Below are 19079 nucleotides of genomic sequence, written 5' to 3'. Positions count from 1 at the left end.
TGCCGTTCTCCTCGGCCCCTCCTTCCCTCACGGGAGGCAGGGGCCGAGTCATGTCCGGCGCCCGTTACGCGGCGGCCGTCGTGGGCAACAGCGACGGCAGGGAGATGACGAACTCGGAGTACTCACCCATGACGCTCTCCACGCGAATCTCGCCCTGGTGCTCCTGGACGATGTCGTGGACCAGGGACAGGCCCAGGCCCGTGCCGGAGCCCGCGGGCTTGGTGGTGAAGAACGGGTCGAAGAGCTTCTCGCGAATCTCCAGGGGGATGCCCGGCCCGTTGTCGCGCACCCGCAGCTCCACGCGCGCGGCGAGCCGCCGGGTGGAGACCAGGATGCGGGGCGTGAAGGCCTCGCCCTCGCCGCGGCGCTTGGCCAGCGTCGCGTAGAAGGCGTTGTCGAGGATGTTGATGATGAGCCGGCTGATGTCCCCGGCCACCACCTCGACGGTGCCCACGCGCGGGTCCAGCTCCGTGTCCGTCTCCACCAGGGTCGCGCCCTCGCGCACGCGCAGGCCCTGGACGGCCAGGTTGACGCTGTCGCGAATCAGCATGTTCAGGTCCACGCGGGTGCGCGAGCCCTCGGAGCGGCGCGAGTGCCGCAGCATCGTCTTGATGATGTCCGAGGCACGCCGCCCGTGGGTCTGGATGCGGCGGGCGTTCTGCTTCAGGTCCTCCAGCGTCTCGAGGATGTCCTCGGCGGTGGTGGACTCCAGCTTCCCCGTCTGGGCGCGCAGCGTGGTGTCCAGCTCCGCGGCCAGCCGCGTGGAGAGCTCCGAGAAGTTGTTCACGAAGTTGAGCGGGTTCTGCAGCTCGTGCGCGATGCCCGCCGTGAGGGCGCCCAGCGACGCGAGCTTCTCCTGGGCGACCAGCTGGCGCTGCATCTCCTGGATGCGGGTGAGCGTCTCGGCCAGCTCCACGTTCTTGCTCTGCAGCTCCGCGGTGCGCTCGTCCACGCGGCGCTCCAGCGTGTGGCTGTACTCCTCCAGGCTCGCGTACAGCCCCGCGTTCTCCAGGGAGATGGCGGCCTGGAAGGACAACAGGCGCAGGACCTCCAGTCGCTCGGGCGTGAAGGCCCCGCGCGTGGCGTCGTTCTCCAGGTAGAGCACGCCCGTGAGCGAGCCCTGCTTGAGCAGCGGGCTGCACAGCACGGACTTGGGATGCGCGGTGCGCACGTACGGGTCCTCGGAGAAGGGCTCCTCCGTCGCCGCGTCGTCCAGGATGACCGTCTCGCCGGTGCGCACCACGTAGTGGACGATGGAGGCCGGCAGCGCGGTGGAGGACTCCACCGGCACGCCCTGGTCCAGCAGCACCCTCGCGCCGTCCACCGAGCCCTCGGCCTCGATGTAGAGCCCCTCGGGCCGCATGAGGATGAGGAAGCCGCGCCGCGCGCCCGCGTTCTCGATGAGCAGCGTCATCAGCTTGCGCAGGAGCTTGTCCAGGACGATTTCGCCGGACAGCGCGCGCGCCGTCTTGAGCACCGACTCCAGGTCCAGCGAGGCCAGCGGCGTGCCCGCGGACTCCTCGGCCCGCACGGGCTCGGGAGTGGTGGGGAGCAGGTGCGGGTACTCGCGCTCCAGTCGCGAGGCCACCGCGCGCGCGCCCCAGCGCACATAGGCGGCGCGGGAGTCGGCCAGGTAGCCATGGGCCACGCGCTCGCGGCGCTGGTCCAGGTGGAACCTCGCCGCCAGCTCGCAGCCGACCGCCTCGTCGAGCGACAGGCCGTGCTCCCTCGCGAGCCGGATGGCCCGGTCATAGCCATCCGCGGCCTCGGCGGGCTTGCCGTCCACCCGGGCCCGCTCCGCGTCGAGCAGCTCCGCGCGCGCGGCGTAGTTCATGGGGGCGATGCGGGCCCAGCCGCGCATCTGCTTGCGGAGCGCGTCGATGGTGCGGGACGCGCGCAGGCGCTCCAGCGGCCCTCGCGACGTGTGCAGCTCGAGCAGGGCCAGGCCCTGGAAGAACTTGTACCAGGGCAGGTAGATCTGCCCGGTGATGAGCTCCGCGCGGGCATCCACCGCGGCCGCGCTCTCCAGGGCGCCCTTCGCGTCGCGCCACAGCCAGCGGCGCATGGTGCGCATGACCTCGCAGGTGGCGATGCCGTTGGAGTAGCCGGCCTGGTGGTACGGCGCGACGATGTCCCGCTCCCGGGCCTCCACGTCGCCGGTGAACGCGCCGGTGAGCACGTCGAGGGTGTGCCGCGTGTACTGGAGGAACGGCACGTTCGTGTGCCGGTGGCTCGCGAGCGCGTCGCGGAAGCGGTCGACGCGGGGGCCGTGCTCCAGGAGCCCGTCCCGGCCGATGAGGGACACGGCGCAGCCGGCGCTCGCGTTGTAGGCGAAGTACTCGATGTCGCCCGTCTCCTGGCCCTTGCTCGCGCCGGCGAAGAAGTCGTCCAGGCACGTGCCCAGCGGCTCCTTCCAGTGGCGGATGAAGAGGTTGAAGACGAAGTGCACCATCGAGCGCAGGCTCTCCGCGCCGAAGCGGTCCAACGTCTTCAGCGCGAGCCGCCCGTAGCGATAGCCCTCCTCGGGGTTGCCCAGGTGGACGCTGAGCATCAACCCGTAGCCCACGTAGCCGAAGGCGGCCGTGCCCGTGGCGCCGTGGCGGATGGTGAGCTGGAGGTTGCGCAGCACCACGAGCGGGAAGAGCAGGGGGCGGGCCATGAACGCGGCCGTGGCCAGCTTCATCATCACCCGCAGCGTCGCGACGAGCAGCGGGTCCCTCAGCTCGGGGAGCGACTCCAGGTCCTCCGGCTTGCGCAGGCCCAGCAGCACCTTCGTCTTCGCGACGCCCGCCAGCACGTGCGCCTGGATGGGGCGCGCGGGTAGGTGCTGGCCCAGCATTCCGAGCACCTCCAGGCCCAGGTCCACGGCGCGCTCGTGCTCGCCGCGGTGGGAGTGGCACTGGATGCGCACCAGGTGCACGCGCACCTGCTCCAGCCGGTCCTGGGCGTGGTCCAGGGCCGCGGTGGCCAGCCGCTCCATCTGCTCGAAGTCCGCCGCGAGATACGCGGCCTCGGCGGCCTCGACGTGCAGGTCGAACGCGAGGGCGCGGTTGGCGCTCCAGCCGTCGTCCCCGAGCAACTGACGGCCTGTCGTCAACAGGCGCAGCGCCGCGGACCACGCGCCGCGTGACTTGGCGCCGCGACCCGCGCGCAGGTCCAGGGCCGCCACCCGGTGCCGCTCCTGCGCGTCCTTCAGCACGGGAAGGGCCAGGTGGAAGTGGCTGACGATGTCCGCGAGCTGCTCGTCCATCAGCTCGGGCGGCGTGTGCCGCAGCAGCAAGCGGCCGATGCGCGCATGGACCTCCGGGCGTTTCTCCGGGGGCGTCAGCTCCAACGCGGCCTGCTGGACGCGGTCATGCGCGAACTGGAAGCTGTCGGAGGGCTCGGTGTCCGTGAGCCGCTCGCCCACGGGCGCGACCAGGGCCGCGTGGAGCACCTCGTCCAGCACCTCCGCCGTCTGCTCGGGCGTCTGCTCCAGCACCGTGGAGAGGTTGCGCAGGGTGAAGGCATGACCGAGCGCGGCGGCCACGGGCAGCAGCGCCTGGGCGCCCGGGCTCAGCTCCCGGATTCGCGCGGTGAGCAGCGCCACCACGCCGTCGCTGAAGTCCTGACCTCGCAGGGCGCCGCCGTCCCAGCGGAAGCCTCCACCCTCCGCGTCGAAGCGCACGAGCCCGCGTTCATAGAAGGCGCGCAGCAACTGCACCGCGAAGAAGGGGTTGCCCTCCGTCAGCGACAGGACCACCGCGTCGAGCTGCGTGTCGGGCTGTCCCGCCGCCGCGGGGAAGACATCCGCGACCAGGCGTGACAGCTGCTCGAGGGACAGGGGCTCCAGGTCGATGCGCTGCACGGGGGTGCCCGCCTCGCGCAGGGCCTGGGTGAGCCCCTCGACGGGGTGCTCGGCGTCGAGGACTTCGGTGCGGCACGCGGCGACCACGAGCAGGTTGCCCAGCTCCCGGTCCGTCAGGAGCTGGCGCAGGAGCTGGAGGCTCGCGCTGTCCGCCCACTGCAGGTCATCCAGCACGATGACGAGCGGATGCTCGGGCGTGGCGAGGACGCCCACCAGCTTGCGCAGCACCAACTGGAAGCGCAGCTCCGACTCCGCCGGGTCCAGCTCGGCCACGGGCGGCTGCTCTCCCAGCACCAGCCCCAGGCGCGGCACCGCGTCCACGACGAGCTGGCCCATCCCGCCCAGCGCCTCCAGCAGGCGCTGCCGCCACAGGTCCAGGCGCTCTTCGCCGAGCAGGCTTCGGGCGACCTCGCGGAACGCCTCGAAGATGCCGGAGTAGGGCGTGTCGCGCAGGAGCTGGTCGTACTTGCCGCGCACGAACAGGCCGTGCTTCTCCGACACGGGACGCTTGAGCGTGCCGGTGAGCGCGGACTTGCCCATGCCGGCCGCGCCGGTGACGAGCACGAAGCCGGAGCGACCGGTGGCGGCCCGCTCGAAGGCGTCGCGCAGCGCGGCCTGCTGGGGGGCCCGACCATAGAGCCGCTCGGGGACGGCGAAGCGCTCGGGGACGTCCTTGGTGCCCAGCTCGAAGTCGGGCACGCCATTGCCCGTCTCCAGGCCATCGAGGCAGCGCTGCAGGTCGGCCACCAGCCCGTAGGCGCTCTGGTAGCGGTCCTCGGGGGACTTGGCGAGCAGCTTGAGGATGAGCGCCGACAGCGTGCGCGGCAGCTCGGGCACCAGCGACTGGGGGGGCGGCGGCGGCAGCGCGACGTGCGCGTGGACGAGCCCCAGCGCATCGGTGTCCGCGAAGGGACGGCGGCCGGTGAACAGCTCGAACAGCATGACGCCCAGCGAATAGAAGTCGCTGCGGGAGTCGACGCTGCGATGCGTGCGGCCGGTGGCCTCGGGGGACAGGTATTCGAGCGTGCCCTCGAGCCGGTCCGGAGCGACGGGGGCCACCTCCGCGCGGGCGCGCCGCGTGGCGAGGGTGAGCCCGGTCAGCTTCACGGACACGCCGTCCGCTCCCACGAGCACGGACGCGGGCTGCAGGTCCCGGTGCAGGATGCCGGCGGCGTGGAGCTGGCCCACGGCGCGCGCGAGCGAGACGGCGAGCCGGCAGCCGGCGAGGACCTCCATCCGGCCCACGGCCAGGCGCTGGGCGAGCGTCGTCTCGCCGAAGCCCTCGAGCACGAGCACGGACATGCCGGGACGGGACTCCTCCAGGGCCAGCGGGTGGAGGACGCCGTCGAGGCGCAGGGGATGGGTCAGCTCGAATTCGTGACGGAGCCGCTGCGTGAGGGCTCCGGTGCGCGAGGGCTCCGCGAGCTTGAGGTTGACGGTGGCTCCATCGTTGGCGCGGGTGGCGCGAACGAGTTGGAAGGAGCCGGAGCTGCAGAGCGCTCTGTCGCTTCGGTAGCCAGGGACATCAATCATTGCTCGACCCGTGCGCGCAGGGGCGCGGCACCCCCCTTGGGGCCGGCAGGCTAGCTGTGCCCGCCCGCGACTCGCAACCGAACCGGGCCCGCTTCACGGGGCGGCTGCCTGCTCACCGGAGTGGTGGTCTGGGGCCGGGTGTGCCATGCAACCTCCACGGTGATGAGAGCGACGGCCAGGGTGGAACAGGACACACGGCGGGACGGCAGGCGCGTCCTCGTCATCGGCAGTGGTTTCGGAGGGCTCGCGGCGGCGGTGCGTCTGGCCGCGCGAGGCTGGCGAGTCACCGTCCTGGAGCGTCGCGCCGTCCCGGGGGGACGTGCCCATGCCTTCCAGCAGGACGGCTTCACGTTCGACGCGGGACCCACGGTCATCACCTGTCCGCACCTGCTCGAGGAGCTCTGGGCCCTGGCGGGGCGGAAGCTCTCGGAGCACGTCGAGCTGCGGCCGGTGACGCCGCTCTACCGGATGCGTTTCCCGGATGGCTTCACGTTCGACTACCACACGGACCGGGAGCGGATGCTCGAGGCCGTGCGCCGCGTCTCCCCCGGGGACGAGGCGGGCTACCTGGCGCTGTCCGCCCGGGTGGAGCGGATGTACGAGGCGGGAATCGGCCCCTTGATGAGCGCGCCCGTGCCGCACGTGCTGAGTCTTGCGCCCTTCACCGCGGCGCTGGTTCGCGACGAGGCCTTCCGGACGATGTATGGCCTGGTGTCGCGTCACGTGAAGGACGAGCGGCTCCGGCAGGCGCTGAGCTTCCATCCGCTGCTCATCGGCGGCAGTCCGTTCTCAGCCGCGAGCGCCGTGTACACGTCCATCCAGTTCGTCGAGCGGCGCTGGGGCGGGTTCTTTCCCGTGGGAGGGACGGGCGCGCTGGTGCGGGGCCTCGTGTCGCTGCTGGAGTCGCTGGGCGGTCAGGTCCGCTACGACAGCGAGGTGTCGGAGATCACCGTGGAGGGGCGCAAGGCCACGGGGGTCCGTTTGGGCTCCGGGGAGTGGCTCCCCGCGGAGGCGGTGGTGTCCAACGCGGACGCGGCGTGGACGTACCGGTACCTGCTGCCGCGTCACGTGCGCAGCCACTGGACGGATGACCGCATCCAGCAGGCGCGATACTCGATGAGCGTGTTCCTCTGGTACTTCGGCACACGGCGCCAGTACCCCGAGGTCGCGCACCACACGCTGCTGTTCGGTCGGGATTTCCGAGGCATGTTCTCGGGCCTGTCGGGCTCGGGTCAGCCGTCGCAGGACCCGCTGCTGTACCTGCACCGTCCCACCGCGACGGACTCGGGCCTGGCGCCGCCGGGACATGACGCGTTCTATGTCCTCGCGCCGGTGCCGCATCTGAGCGAGGGCTCGAACTGGAAGGCGAGGGCGGAGACGTTCCGTCGCATGCTGGCGGAGCGACTGTCGCGCACGGTATTGCCCGGGCTGGAGTCGGAGTTGATGACGTCGAGGGTGTTCACGCCCGAGGACTTCCGGGATGATTTGCGCTCGTTCCGGGGCGCGGCGTTCAGCTTCGCGCCCACGCTGTTGCAGACGACGTTCTTGAGGGCGCAGGCGAAGAGCGAGGACGTGGACCGGTTGTATCTGGTGGGCGCGGGGACCCATCCCGGCGCGGGCCTGCCCGCGGTGCTGTGCTCGGCGAAGATCGTCGACACGGTGATGGCGGGGGCGTGAAGGGGGGCCTCGGGCGCGGGCTCGCGACGAAGAACGGCGCGCGCCAGAACGCCGGAGGTGTCACGCTCTGTCGTGCATGGCGAGCGTGGGCTGCATGAGCGCCGGGGCGAGGTGTGACATTGCTCATGCCGCGCGGAGGTGAATGGACATGGCTGAGGTCACGGGACTTGAGCGCTGTCACGTCATCCTCAAGGCCGCGATACTCGCGGCGAAGCCCGAGGACCGGCCCGCGATTCGTTGGGCGCTGGGCGGCCCGCGTCCCGTGTGCCCGGCGGCGGGGCAGGTGGAGCTGGGGTTGTGGTTCTCCTCGCTCGTGTCGCCGTTCCTCGCGGACCGCTTCGAGGAGGCCGTCGCGCACCGCATCGTCGAGCGCGTGCGGGACTTCCTGTCGAAGCCCCTGCGCCTCACGCCCCAGGAGTCACTCTCGCTGGGGCACGACAAGAAGCTGACGAGCAAGGCGGGCCGCGCCTATCACGCGCTCATCGCGGACTCGCGCTCCGAGGCTGACGAGTCGGAGGCGCTCGCGGTGGTCCGGCGGACGGCAGGTGCTGCGGCGGCGCTGTGTCGCGGCAAGGACACCTTCGTGCACCTCACCGCCGCGGTGGCCCGTGTCGTGAAGTACCTCGACGAGGAGCCCGGCCGCGCGGGGCTGAGCGTGCAAGGGCTCCTCACGGAGCTGGATGCGCGCATCCTCCGACTGGAGTGCCACGCAGCCATCGCACCGCTGCTCGCGGGGAGCGCGCCTCCGGACCTCGAGGCTGTCCTGTGGCGCGCTGACGGCGGCAAGGGGACCGCGAGGCACTTCATCGCGAGGCTTCGCGGCGGGAAGCTCGGACTGGTGACGAAGCTGGGCGCGAGGTGGACCTGGATTCAAGGAGGGAAGGACGAGGTCCTAGCCTCCGTGCCGGATGCCTGCTTCGAGGAGGCGACCCGCGCGGTCATGGCGGGTGACTGAGTCGCGCGAGCCCATGCCTCGGAGAACCCATTCATCCTCCGAGGCACCACCGCCGTCATGCCGCTACTTCTTCCGAGGCGCTCTCATCGTGAAGCGCGGGTACACGTCGTTCTCGAACACCTCGCGCAGCTTCGGGAAGTTGAGCACCCAGCGCACGCCCATCCGCCACGGAGCGAAGAGCGCGCGCGGCACGCGGGGGAACAGGCCCGGCAGCCAGTTCTCGTAGGCCTTCTGCATCGCGCTCACGTCGTAGTCCTCGCGAACGTCCACGCAGTAGGGCGGGTCGTTCGGCACGTGGCCATCGAGGATGTCCCCCAGGCCCGGCGGCAGATACGTCGTGTGCAGCGTCATCCCGATGTCGAAGTTCTTGCTGCCCAGCCGGCAGATGGGTCCCTTGGCGATGTCCTCCGAGTCGAAGATCCACACCTCGTCCCCCGTCGAGTCCGGCGGCAGGTTCGGCGTGGGGTCCGACACCACCAGCGCCACGACGTAGCCCTTCCAGTACGGGACCATCGGCAGCTTGATGCTCGGCACGAACTGCGGCGCGAAGCCGAACCAGCCGGTGGGCAGCACGTAGCCCTCGAAGCGGCCGGAGTTGACGAAGAACTTGAAGAAGCTCGCGGCCCGGCCCTCGCGGATGGGCATGCCCTCCCGGTCTCCGACGATGGGCTTGTACATCTGGTAGATGAACTCGGGGACCATGTCCGCCGTGAAGCCATCCGAGTTGAAGTAGATGGCCAGCTCGTCCTCCGGAATGCCCCAGTTGATGCCGCCGGGGGGCTCACCGCCAGGAGGCGGCTCGCGGGGGACCTCGTCGAGGTACAGCTTCAGATTGGTCTCGAGCTCGCCGTTGATGAGGCCCGTGTTCGAGAAGACGGTGAGCCCCCACGTGTAGTCATCGTGCGAGTGCAGCTTCGACTCGATGGTCCGCCGGCGCATGTCGATGTGGTGCACGCCCAGCGAGCTGCGCGTCACCGGCACCGCCGTGGGCATGCCCTGCTGGTACGCCTGGGCCCGGTTGCCGTTGATGAGCAAATCTCCCTCCTGGATGGTGTGGGAGAGGTCCTCGGTGGGAGAGTGCCCCACGACAATCGTGATGACGTCGTCCGGGTTCTCGTAGCGCGCCGCGAAGTGCAGACCGCCACCGCCGGACTGGAAGCGGTACGCGGGGATCCTCGGCGGGTCATCGGGCAACAGCGTGCCGGGCGAGGGACGCAGGTCCGAGCGCTTCACGACCCAGAACACCGCCTGGGGATAGGAGGGCTCGGAGGTCAACCGGCTCACCAGCCGCTGCAGCCGCGTCATGCCCGGCAGCGCGGACTGCACCGCGATGCTCCAGAAGTTGACCGGGAAGTTGCTGTCCAGCAGGACGACGTAGTCGCGCGTGACGGCGATCTGATGCAGCGACTGCGTCACCACCGGCTTGCCCGTGGCCGCGTCGATGAGCGACCAGTGGTGCAGCCGGTTCTCCCACGTGTCCCAGCTCACCAGGTGCGTCCAGCCCTCCCCGAGCGGCCACTTGGGCGCGTGATTCGTCAGGAACAGGCGCGGCTTCTGCCCGGCGCCCGGCGCCTCGGAGATGGCCACCGGGTGCTCGAACGCGAAGGCGGGGTGCGCGGTGCTCTGCAGCAGCGGGAACGTCCACGGCGTGCCGATGGCCGGCTTCCACTCGCGCAGGTAGCCCAGCGGCGTGTACGCCTCCAGCGTCATCGGATGGATGGCCCACGGACGGCCCGCGTCCGTCGTCACCAGCATCATGTTCTCGCCCTGCACCAGGAAGGGCGCCGTGTTGGGGGCCTCCTGCGCGCCCAGGGCGATGGACACGTCCGACAGCGTCGTCTCCCGGAATTCGTTGAGGTAGCGCGTGAGCGGCCCGCGCGACGTCTTGCCCGCGTTGACCGGCTCGCGCGCCACGTACGACGGCGTCTCCATGATGGAGGAGCTGAACGTCGCGTGGGCCCCGTCGAAGTCGAGCCGCAGCACGAGCCCGTCGGAGGCCAGCGCCGGTGAGCCCTCGGACACGCTGGGGCCGGCGACGAAGACGTGGCCGTGCAGGTCCGGGGGAAGCTTGCCGGCGAGCACGTGCAGCGGCTCGCGCGTGAAGCGCTCCCGGTTGGATGTCATCGCGTTGCGCGGCATCCCGGGTCTGAGACCCGGCGGGACGGCGACACCAGGGTACGTCGTCCCATCCGGCAGATGGGGCGGCGCGGGCGGCGGCACATCCTCCGCCGAGGGGGAAGGAAGGGGAGACACGGCGCTTCGAGTCACATCAGGCATGACTCCTCCACGGGTAGGGAGCTGCGGAACAGGTCGGGGAACGGGGCCAGCACGGTAACACGTGCGACGTCCGCGACTCGCACGAGGTGGCACGTCCGCCAGGGGAGGGAGGGGGCGGGATGGTGTTCCGGCGTGTGGACCCGATGTGCCATCATCGCGACGCCCGGTGCGACCAACCATGAACCAACACGACATGTCTGAGCCGCGCATCATCGGCGGGCGATACGTCCTCGAGCGGGTGCTCGCGGGCGGTGGGATGGGCACGGTGTGGGTGGCGACGGATCCCAAGCTCCAACGCCGCGTGGCCCTCAAGCTCATGGCCACCCACTGCGCGCCCACCCCGCACGCCTTGCGCCAGTTCGAGTGGGAAGCCCAGGCCATCGCCCGCTTCCAGAGCCCGCACGTCATCCAGATCCACGACTGCCATCTGGAGGGAGACACCCCCTACATCGTCATGGAGCTGCTCGAGGGCGAGGACCTGGAGGCCCTGCTCAACCGGCGCGGCCGCCTGTCGCTCGCCATGGTGGAGCGGCTGCTCACCCAGACCTCCCGCGCCCTCACGGCCGCCCACGCCGCCGGTGTCATCCACAGAGACCTGAAGCCCGCGAACATCTTCCTTTCCCGGAGCGCGTCCGGAGAGGTCGTGAAGGTGCTGGACTTCGGGCTTGCCCTGTTGACCCAGGGTGGCACGGCGCATCCGCACCCCGAGGAGGAGATGGCGGGGACGCCGCGCTACATGAGCCCCGAGCAGCTCCGGGGGCTGTCGCCGAGGTTGGACCACCGCTGCGACCTGTGGGCGCTGTCGGTGGTGGCGTACCGGGCGCTCACCGGACAGCACCCGTTCCCGTTGGAGTCGCTGCGCCAGTTCCGCCTGGGCAACGTGCCGCCGCCGCCGGTGGCGCCGTCGTCGCTGGCGCCCGAGCTGGGCACGGAGGTGGACGCGTTCTTCGCGCGGGCGCTGGACGTGGACCCCTCGAAGCGCTTCCAGTCCGCGCACGAGCTGTCCTCGGCCTTCAGCGCGAGGGTGGAGGCGGGGCGGCCCGCGCGTCCGGCCAAGGTGCTGGTGGTGGACGACGAGCCGGATGTCGCGGTGCTGATGGAGCAGGTGTTCCGCAAGCAGGTCCGCCGCAACGTCTACCAGTTCCTGTTCGCGGCGGATGGCGAGGAGGCGCTGGAGGAGCTGCGCCAGCACCCGGACACCGAGGTGGTCCTCTGCGACATCAACATGCCGAGGATGGACGGGCTCACGTTCCTGTCGCGCATCGGCGAGGTGACGACGCTCACGCGCGTGGTCATCGTCTCGGCGTACGGGGACATGAGCAACCTGCGCACGGCGATGAACCGCGGCGCGTTCGACTTCATCACCAAGCCCATCGACTTCCCGGACCTGGAGGCCACGCTCGTCAAGACGCTCAAGCACGTGCGCGAGCTGCGGCGCACGGTGCGCTACACCGAGGAGAACGGCCTCTTGCGCATGTTCGTCCCGGGCGGCGTGCTGGAGCGGCTGCCGCCGATGATGCAAGGCACGGAGGCCATGGCGGGCGAGTGGGTGGAGGGCACCGTCGTCTTCGTCGACGTGCACGGCTTCACCCCGGTGCTCAAGGACGAGGCGCCCCCGGAGTCGCTGCGGCGGCTCAACGCCATCTTCGAGGCCATCGTCCCGGAGGTGCTCTCGCGCGGCGGCACGGTGGACAAGTTCGTGGGCGACGCGGTGATGGCCGTCTTCCGCGGCCCCGGCCACGTGGACCATGCGCTGGAGGCGTGTCTGTCCATCCGACAGCAGCTCGAGGTGCTGGCCACGAGGGGAGGCGAGGGCGCCCCGTATGCCCATGGGGTCTGCATGGGGCTGGACTCCGGGGACGTGGTGTCCGGCAGCATCGGCGCGAAGGCGTCCGGGCGGCTCGACTACACGGTGCTGGGGGACGTGGTGAACACCGCGGCCCGGCTGTCCACCCTGGCGCGGCGCGGGCAGGTGCTGCTCAGCGAGCGGACCAAGGAGCGCGCGCAGGAGCCCTTCGACTACGCGGCGCTGGGACCCCAGGTGCCTCCAGGGGCCTCGGTGGAGCTGCTGGTGTACGAGCTGCTCCGGGCGGAGGGGGCACGCACGCCGGTGTCGGAGGACTCGACGCCGTACATGCCCTCTTCGGGGGGCCACGAGGAGCCCGGGGAGGGCTCGCACGAGGCGGCGGGGCTGGTGGCGCAGCCGTCCCGATGAGCGGGGACGGCGCGCGGCGCTTCAGCTGCTCTGGGTGACGCGCACCGTGGTGTTCATCTCCCGGCCGGTGGCCGGATCCCGGGCGCGCATGGTGAGGATGCCTTCGATGTTCACGTCGAAGGTGATCTCCACCTGCACTCCGCCGGCGCGGGCCTGCTGGATGCCGGAGAAGGTGAACTCACCGAGCATGTCGTTGCGCGCCACCATCTCGTGGTCGCCCTGGAAGATGCGCATGGCCAGCTCGGTCTGGTTGTCCATGCTGGTGGTGGCGAGCAGCTGCTTGGCGTTGGGGATGGGCGCGTTGCGCGGGAAGACGACGTGGAACGCGCCGCCGGCCTTCTCCAGGCCGATGGCCATGGGAATCACGTCCAAGAGCTGGATGCGCAGGTTGGTGTCGTCCTGGAGCGAGTGTGCGTAGAGCGCCGCGCCGATGGCGACCGCCTCGTCCGGGTGCACGGCCTTGCTGGGCGCCTTGCCGAAGAACTTCGTCAGGCGGTCCTGGACGATGGGCATGCGCGTCTGGCCGCCGACCAGCATCACCTGGTCCACGTCCTTGGTGGACAGGCCCGAGTCCACCAGCACGCGCGCCACCATCTGCAGGGTGCGGTCGACGAGGTGGTTGGTGAGCTGCTCCAGCATCTTGCGCGTGAACTTCATCTCGATGTTCAGGGGCTGGCCCTGGGACGTCATCGTGATGAAGGGGATGTTGAAGGGCACCTCGTCGCGCGCGGACAAGTCGATCTTGGTGCGCTCGGCCAGGTCCTTGATGCGCTGCATGGCCACCGGGTCCGTGGCCAGGTCGATGCCCGTCTTGGCCGCGAAGTCCTTGAGGACGTGGTGGATGATGGCGTTGTCGAAGTCGATGCCGCCCAGGAACACGTCGCCGCCGGTGGACTTCACCTCGAAGACGCGCTCGCGGATCTCGATGATGGAGACGTCGAAGGTGCCGCCGCCCAGGTCGTAGATGACGACCTTCTCCTTGAGGCCCTTGCCCACGCCGTACGCGAGCGCCGCCGCGGTGGGCTCGTTGATGATGCGCACGACCTCCAGGTCGATGAGCTTGCCCGCGTCCTTCACCGACTGGCGCTGCCGGTCGTTGAAGTAGGCGGGCACCGTCACCACCGCCCGCTTGATGGGCATCTTCAGGTAGTTGGACGCGACCTCGCGAATCTTGCCGAGGATCTTCGCGCTCACTTCCTGGAGCGTGAACTCACGCTTGCCGACGTCCAGCGTGACGTCGTTCTTCTTGCCGGGGCGCATGTTGTACGCCACGACCTTCTTCATCGTCTCGACGACGTCGCTGCCGAAAGGACGGCCCACCAGACGCTTGGCGCCGTAGACGGTGTTGCGCGGGTTGAGCTGCCACTGGCGCTTGGCCTCGTAGCCGATGAGCTCGTTCCCCTTGTCATCAATCGCGAAGATGGAGGGGATGGTGTACTCACCGCCCTTGTAGGGGATGAGCTTGACGTTCCCGCTGTCCTCGACAATCGCCGCGCACGAGTTGGTCGTGCCGAGGTCGATGCCGATGATGGGCTCCTTGTGCATCGTGTCTGGGCTCCGGGTGGCCACCGAAGAGAAAGGCTGGACCGTAGCGCACCCCGGCCCACCACGCGAGTAAGCTGACACCCACCTGCGACAAAGCCCTGCAACCCCGCACCATGTCGGGCGAAAAGTGCACCTGGGCTACTCTCCCCCCTGGAGGACAGCCGACGGCCCGAGCACGTGGGGTGGACGACACGGCGCCAAAGGGCCCTGGACATTCCGGAGGGTGGGCGGGAAAGGTCGAGGAGCGCAGGGGACGGCCTGCGGCCCGCCGGTGGCGTGGCTAGATCAACGGACCTGGACGACGACGAGGAGAGCCACGTGGACGCGAAGGGGTATCTGCAGGAAGTGGGCTCGCAGGTGAACGCCGACTTCGTCAAGAACCGTTCGATCCTGTCCTTCGAGGAGTACCTGTCGCTCTTCCTGAACGACCCCAAGGCCCAGGCGCGCAACGCGGCGCAGTACCTGCGGGACGTGATGGACCACTTCGGGACGGAGACGGTGCCGCACCCGACGGGGAGCATCCGGCGCTTCAAGGTGTTCGATGCGCAGCACAACGAGCGCGACGGGCGGGTGGCGGGGCAGGAGGAGGTGCAGAACGCCATCTACCGGGTGCTCGGCAACTTCGTGCGCGCCGGCCGCATCAACAAGCTCATCTTCCTGCACGGCCCCAACGGCAGCGCCAAGTCCTCGCTGGTCAACGCGCTCAAGTCCGGGATGGAGACGTACTCGCGGCTGCCGCAGGGGGCGCTGTACCGCATCGCCTGGGTGTTCCCCTCGGAGAAGCTCATCAAGGGCTCCATCGGCTTCGGGGAGCGGGCGAGCACCGGGGACGGGGAGCTGACGACCTTCGCGCACCTGGACGCGGAGTCCATCGACCTGCGCATGCCCTGCGAGCTCAGGGACCATCCGCTCTTCGCCATGCCCGCGGTGGACCGGCGCAAGGTGCTGGAGACGGCGCTCAAGAAGAAGGGGCTGGGCAACGGGGACGGGGAGACGGGGGACTTCATCCTCTCCGACTACGTGCGCGACGGCGAGCTGTGCTCCAAGTGCCGGCGCATCTACACGGCGCTGCTCAACTCGTACAACGGCGACTGGCTGAAGGTGATGCGCCACGTCCAGGTGGAGCGCTTCTACGTGTCGCGGCGCTACCAGGTGGCCACGGTGACGGTGGAGCCGCAGATGAGCGTGGACGCGGTGGTGCAGCAGCTCACCGCGGACCGCACCCAGCTCAACGTGCCCGCGCCCCTGCACAGCACGGTGCTCTTCGAGCCGCACGGCCCGCTGGTGCACGCCAACCGCGGGCTCATCGAGTACGCGGACCTGCTCAAGCGGCCGCTGGAGGCCTTCAAGTACCTCCTGGGCTTCAGCGAGACGAGCGAGGTGCCGCTCGAGCCGTTCGTCCTCCAGTTGGACGAGGTGCTCATCGCGTCCTCGAACGAGAAGCACCTGGGCGCGTTCAAGGAGCTGCCGGACTTCGCGTCGTTCAAGGGCCGCATCGAGCTGGTGCGCGTGCCGTACCTGCGCCGCTACCGTACCGAGCAGCAGATCTACGACGCGCAGGTGTCCGCGACGACGGTGGGCAAGCACGTGGCGCCGCACGCGACGGCGGTGGCCGCGATGTGGGCGGTGCTCACGCGGCTCAAGAAGCCGATCCCGGACCGCTACCCCGGCGACGTGAAGGAGCTCATCGACCACGTCACGCCGGTGGAGAAGCTGCACCTGTACGAGGAGGGCGCGCCGCCGGACCGGCTCAGCCTGGCCAACACCAAGGAGCTGCGCAAGCTGCGCGAGGAGCTCTTCACCGAGTCGGACGCGTACCCCAACTACGAGGGGCGCATGGGCGCGAGCGCGCGGGAGATCAAGACGGCGCTGTTCAACGCCGCGCAGAACCCCGACTACAAGTGCCTCAACGCGCTCGCGGTGCTGGAGGAGCTGGAGGCCATCTGCAAGGACAAGAGCGTCTACGAGTTCCTGCTCCAGGAGGTGGTGGACGGCTACCACGACCACGAGGCCTTCGTGCGCGTGGCGGAGGCCGAGTACCTGGACCGCGTGGACACCGAGGTGCGCGAGTCCATGGGCCTGGTGTCCGAGGGCCAATACCGGGAGCTGGTGGAGCGCTACATCCAGAGCGTGAGCCACTGGGTGCGCGGCGAGAAGATGCGCAACCGCGTCACGGGCGAGATGGAGAAGCCGGACGAGCAGCGCATGCAGGAGGTGGAGGCCATCGTCATGCCCCGGGGCGAGGAGGTGGCGGACTTCCGTCGCGGGCTCATCGCCTCCATCGGCGCCCACCGGCTGGACAACCCGGACGTGGTGATGGACTACGCGCGCGTGTTCCCGGACATGTTCAAGCGCCTGAGAGATCACTACTTCGAGGAGCGCAAGCGCGTCCTGCGCAAGAACAAGGAGAACGTCCTCAAGTACCTCTCCGAGGACCGGGCGCAGCTGACGTCGCGCGAGCAGACGCAGGTGCAGAGCACGCTCAAGACGATGGCGGAGCGCTACGGCTACTGCGAGCACTGCGCGAAGGACGCCATCCTGTTCCTGATGAAGAAGCGCTACGCATGAGAAGCGGGCGAGCGGGCTGACGGGGCCTGCTCGGGCGCCTGCTTTCCATTGGTAAGCGGGCTCGGGAAGATGGGGGCGTCGAGCGAGTTCGCAGTCCTACGCGCTTCCTTCCTCCCGGAGAGTCGATGACCCGCTTCCTCCTGGGCGCCCCCGTCGCCCTGCTCGCCCTCGCGTCGTGTGCCGGCGCCTCGTCGCCCCACGCGAGCGCCCCCGCGCCCAAGGCCCCTGCCGAGTTCGTGCGCGTGGTGGCGATGCCCGAGCCCGCGCGGCCGACGCGCAAGGAGATGGTGCGCCGCATCCTCCCGCACAACGTGCGGCTGCAGATCGCCGAGGGGGACAGCGTGCGTCGCACGGCGTCCGGCGTGGTGGTGGGCTCGGAGCGGGGCGAGGACGGCGTGGTGGCGTGGGTGGTGACCAACGCGCACGCGGTGGTGATGGAGGACCTGAAGGCCCCGGAGCTGCGCGTGCTGGTGGACCGGCGCGGGGACGTGGAGACGCACGTGGGGCAGGTGGTGGCGCGCGGCAAGGTGCCGGAGATGGACCTGGCGCTGCTTCGCGTGCCGGGGCTGGGGCTGCCCGCGGTGGAGCTGGCGGAGGAGGCCGAGCTGGAGCTCGGCGAGGACGTCGTCGTGGCGGCGTCTCCGTTCGGCCGCGCGCTGTCGCTGTCCGGCGGCATGTTGTCCCAGGTGGAGTGGGACCGGGAGTCGCGGCGGCCGAAGCTGGTGAAGACCGACGCGCCCATCGGCTACGGGGCGTCGGGCGGTGGCATCTTCAGCCTGGAGACGGGCCGGCTGCTCGCCATCGTGGAGGGCTACCGCACCGCGCAGGTGGGCTTCGAGGTGCAGCAGGAGAGCTTCAGCTTCGATGTGCCCATGCCCGGAGAGACGTTCGCCGCGCCGAGCACCAAGGTGCGCCAGTTCCTCAAGGCCCAGGGCTTTGGCCGGCTGCTCGAGCGCAGCCTGCCTGGTGAGGGAGGCGTCGCTCACGCCGCGGGTCGCTGACCCGCCTTTTTGTCGACAGGCGCCCCGTCCGCGCTACATCCGTCCCGCTCTTTTTCGCGTCACCAGGAGGCGAGCGCATGTCCGGACGGGTTTCGTGGGATCAGTACTTCATGGACATCGCGAAGCAGGTGGCCACCCGGGCCACGTGTGATCGCAAGCACGTGGGCGCCGTCATCGTCCGGGGCCGCACCATCCTGTCCACCGGTTACAACGGTTCCATCCGCGGGCTGCCCCACTGCGACGACGTGGGGCACATGATGGAGAACGGACACTGCGTGGCCACGGTGCACGCGGAGGCCAACGCCATCATCCAGGCGGCCACCAACGGCGTGGGCATCGACGGGGCGACCATCTACACCACCGCCAGTCCCTGCTGGCCGTGCTTCAAGCTGATCGCCAACGCGGGGCTGGTGCGCATCGTCTTCGGGGAGTTCTACCGGGACCCCCGCATCTTCGAGGTCGCCACCCGGCTCAACCTGGAGCTGGTGGGTCTGGGCGAGGCCTCGCGCCCGCCCGCGTCGTCGACCTGAGCGGGAAGCCCCCGACTCACGCGGACGGAAGCGCCACGGGAAACGTCGCCCGGAGAACACTCGGGAGCCTGCGCAAGTAGGCGTCGCTACACGGGAATTTGCCGGTTCCGGCAAGAATTACCGACCCAGGGTTGACGTTGTGGAACACGGTCCCTAACTCTTGCCCGCGGTTGGGTGGCGGCGGGGGAGGGAGACGAAAAACCCGAGGAGTTTCCGTTGGTTAGCTCGACGGCTGTGTCCAGCAGCATGGTGCGTGTCCAGGAGTCGACGGATCCGGTGGTGGGCGCTGCCCGCTACGGCGCCGTGCAGACGCTGATGGACAGCCTGCTGCACGACGTCCGCAACCCGCTCAACGCGATGGCCATCCATCTGGAGGTGCTGTCGGAGAAGCTGAAGGCGGAGACGGGGCAGGTGCCCCCGTCGCAGGAGAAGAACCTCAAGGCGCTGCGCGAGCAGATCCAGCGCGTGGACGGCATCCTGCGGCAGTTCTCCGACTTCATCGTGTCCAAGGGCGGCGCGGCGGGCGAGGTGGACCTGTCGGACGCGACGACGCGGGCGATGAGCGTGGTGGCGCACGAGGGCCGCAAGCGTCGCGCCACGATGCAGGTGGCCGTGGAGGCAGGGGTGCGGGTGCGCCTCTCGGACACCTCGGAGCTCGGTTTCTTCGTCATCCAGGCGCTGCTGCGGGGAGTCCGGCGGGCGGAAGGTGGGGGTTCGGTGCGCGTGACGGTGCGCGCGGACGGCCCGGTGGCGGTGCTGGAGGTCGAGGACACGGGAGGGGATGGCGCGCCGGAGCTGGCGGACGCCGTGGCCGCGCTGGGGCTGCGCTGTTCGCAGCTGGGTGTGGACCTCCATGTCCGCGGCGGCTCCTGCCGTCTCATCTTTCCTCGCGCTTGAGGGCTGTACCGAGCAGCGGGCTTCTCATTCAGAG

General features: G+C 69.9%; 10 protein-coding genes. 7 read left to right on the top strand and 3 right to left on the bottom strand.

What is annotated here, in order from left to right:
• Positions 1–64: 64 nt before the first annotated feature.
• On the bottom strand, positions 65–5380 hold the full coding sequence (locus OWM54_RS00710) for a trifunctional serine/threonine-protein kinase/ATP-binding protein/sensor histidine kinase (RefSeq protein ID WP_267696330.1): 5316 nt from the start codon (positions 5378–5380) through the stop codon (positions 65–67).
• A 180-nt stretch (positions 5381–5560) separates the two neighbouring features.
• Here OWM54_RS00710 and crtI point away from each other — a divergent pair, with 180 nt between their 5' ends.
• Both crtI and OWM54_RS00700 read left to right on the top strand, forming a co-directional pair.
• The gene (gene crtI / locus OWM54_RS00705; RefSeq protein ID WP_324289036.1) at positions 5561–7057 is read left to right on the top strand and encodes a phytoene desaturase family protein; all 1497 of its coding nucleotides are present in this window, start codon (positions 5561–5563) and stop codon (positions 7055–7057) included.
• Positions 7058–7205: 148 nt separating this feature from the next.
• Positions 7206–8012: a hypothetical protein gene (locus tag OWM54_RS00700; RefSeq protein WP_267696328.1), complete on the top strand. Its 807-nt coding sequence runs from the start codon at positions 7206–7208 to the stop codon at positions 8010–8012.
• A 63-nt stretch (positions 8013–8075) separates the two neighbouring features.
• On the opposite strand, the gene OWM54_RS00695 is transcribed toward OWM54_RS00700, so the two are convergent.
• A complete protein-coding gene (locus tag OWM54_RS00695; protein ID WP_267696327.1) occupies positions 8076–10265 on the bottom strand; it encodes a carotenoid oxygenase family protein in 2190 nt (729 codons plus the stop codon).
• 217 nt (positions 10266–10482) lie between these two features.
• Here OWM54_RS00695 and OWM54_RS00690 point away from each other — a divergent pair, with 217 nt between their 5' ends.
• A complete protein-coding gene (locus OWM54_RS00690; RefSeq protein WP_223749919.1) occupies positions 10483–12504 on the top strand; it encodes a protein kinase domain-containing protein in 2022 nt (673 codons plus the stop codon).
• A 21-nt stretch (positions 12505–12525) separates the two neighbouring features.
• On the opposite strand, the gene OWM54_RS00685 is transcribed toward OWM54_RS00690, so the two are convergent.
• Complete coding sequence (locus OWM54_RS00685; protein WP_141323915.1) at positions 12526–14049, bottom strand: Hsp70 family protein; 1524 nt, start codon at positions 14047–14049, stop codon at positions 12526–12528.
• Positions 14050–14367: 318 nt separating this feature from the next.
• Between OWM54_RS00685 and OWM54_RS00680 the strand changes: the two genes are divergently transcribed.
• From OWM54_RS00680 to OWM54_RS00665, 4 genes are all read left to right on the top strand, one after another.
• Positions 14368–16617 carry a PrkA family serine protein kinase gene (locus tag OWM54_RS00680; RefSeq protein WP_223750033.1) on the top strand — a complete coding sequence of 750 codons (2250 nt, stop codon included), beginning with the start codon at positions 14368–14370 and terminating at the stop codon, positions 16615–16617.
• A 125-nt stretch (positions 16618–16742) separates the two neighbouring features.
• Positions 16743–17618, top strand: coding sequence for a S1 family peptidase (locus OWM54_RS00675; protein ID WP_267696326.1), 876 nt, complete (start codon positions 16743–16745; stop codon positions 17616–17618).
• A 77-nt stretch (positions 17619–17695) separates the two neighbouring features.
• Positions 17696–18148 (top strand): deoxycytidylate deaminase, encoded by a 453-nt coding sequence (locus OWM54_RS00670; RefSeq protein ID WP_046713582.1) that lies wholly within the window; start codon positions 17696–17698, stop codon positions 18146–18148.
• A gap of 246 nt (positions 18149–18394) precedes the next feature.
• Entirely contained in the window at positions 18395–19045 is a 651-nt protein-coding gene (locus OWM54_RS00665; protein ID WP_083560397.1) for a sensor histidine kinase, read from the top strand.
• Positions 19046–19079 lie beyond the last annotated feature (34 nt).

It is taken from the genome of Myxococcus sp. MISCRS1 (assembly GCF_026626605.1).
GTDB lineage: Bacteria > Myxococcota > Myxococcia > Myxococcales > Myxococcaceae > Myxococcus > Myxococcus fulvus.
The sequence above is the reverse complement of the archived record's forward strand: the minus strand, read 5'-3'. Positions and strand labels throughout refer to the sequence as shown.

What these genes read in the sequence shown, in the direction of transcription:
- OWM54_RS00700 (WP_267696328.1), top strand. Translation starts at nt 7,206, where the DNA reads ATGGCTGAGGTCACGGGACTTGAGCGCTGTCACGTCATCCTCAAGGCC.
- OWM54_RS00665 (WP_083560397.1), top strand. Translation starts at nt 18,395, where the DNA reads ATGGTGCGTGTCCAGGAGTCGACGGATCCGGTGGTGGGCGCTGCCCGC.
- OWM54_RS00670 (WP_046713582.1), top strand. Translation starts at nt 17,696, where the DNA reads ATGTCCGGACGGGTTTCGTGGGATCAGTACTTCATGGACATCGCGAAG.
- OWM54_RS00685 (WP_141323915.1), bottom strand. Translation starts at nt 14,049, where the DNA reads ATGCACAAGGAGCCCATCATCGGCATCGACCTCGGCACGACCAACTCG.
- OWM54_RS00675 (WP_267696326.1), top strand. Translation starts at nt 16,743, where the DNA reads ATGACCCGCTTCCTCCTGGGCGCCCCCGTCGCCCTGCTCGCCCTCGCG.
- OWM54_RS00690 (WP_223749919.1), top strand. Translation starts at nt 10,483, where the DNA reads ATGTCTGAGCCGCGCATCATCGGCGGGCGATACGTCCTCGAGCGGGTG.
- OWM54_RS00710 (WP_267696330.1), bottom strand. Translation starts at nt 5,380, where the DNA reads ATGATTGATGTCCCTGGCTACCGAAGCGACAGAGCGCTCTGCAGCTCC.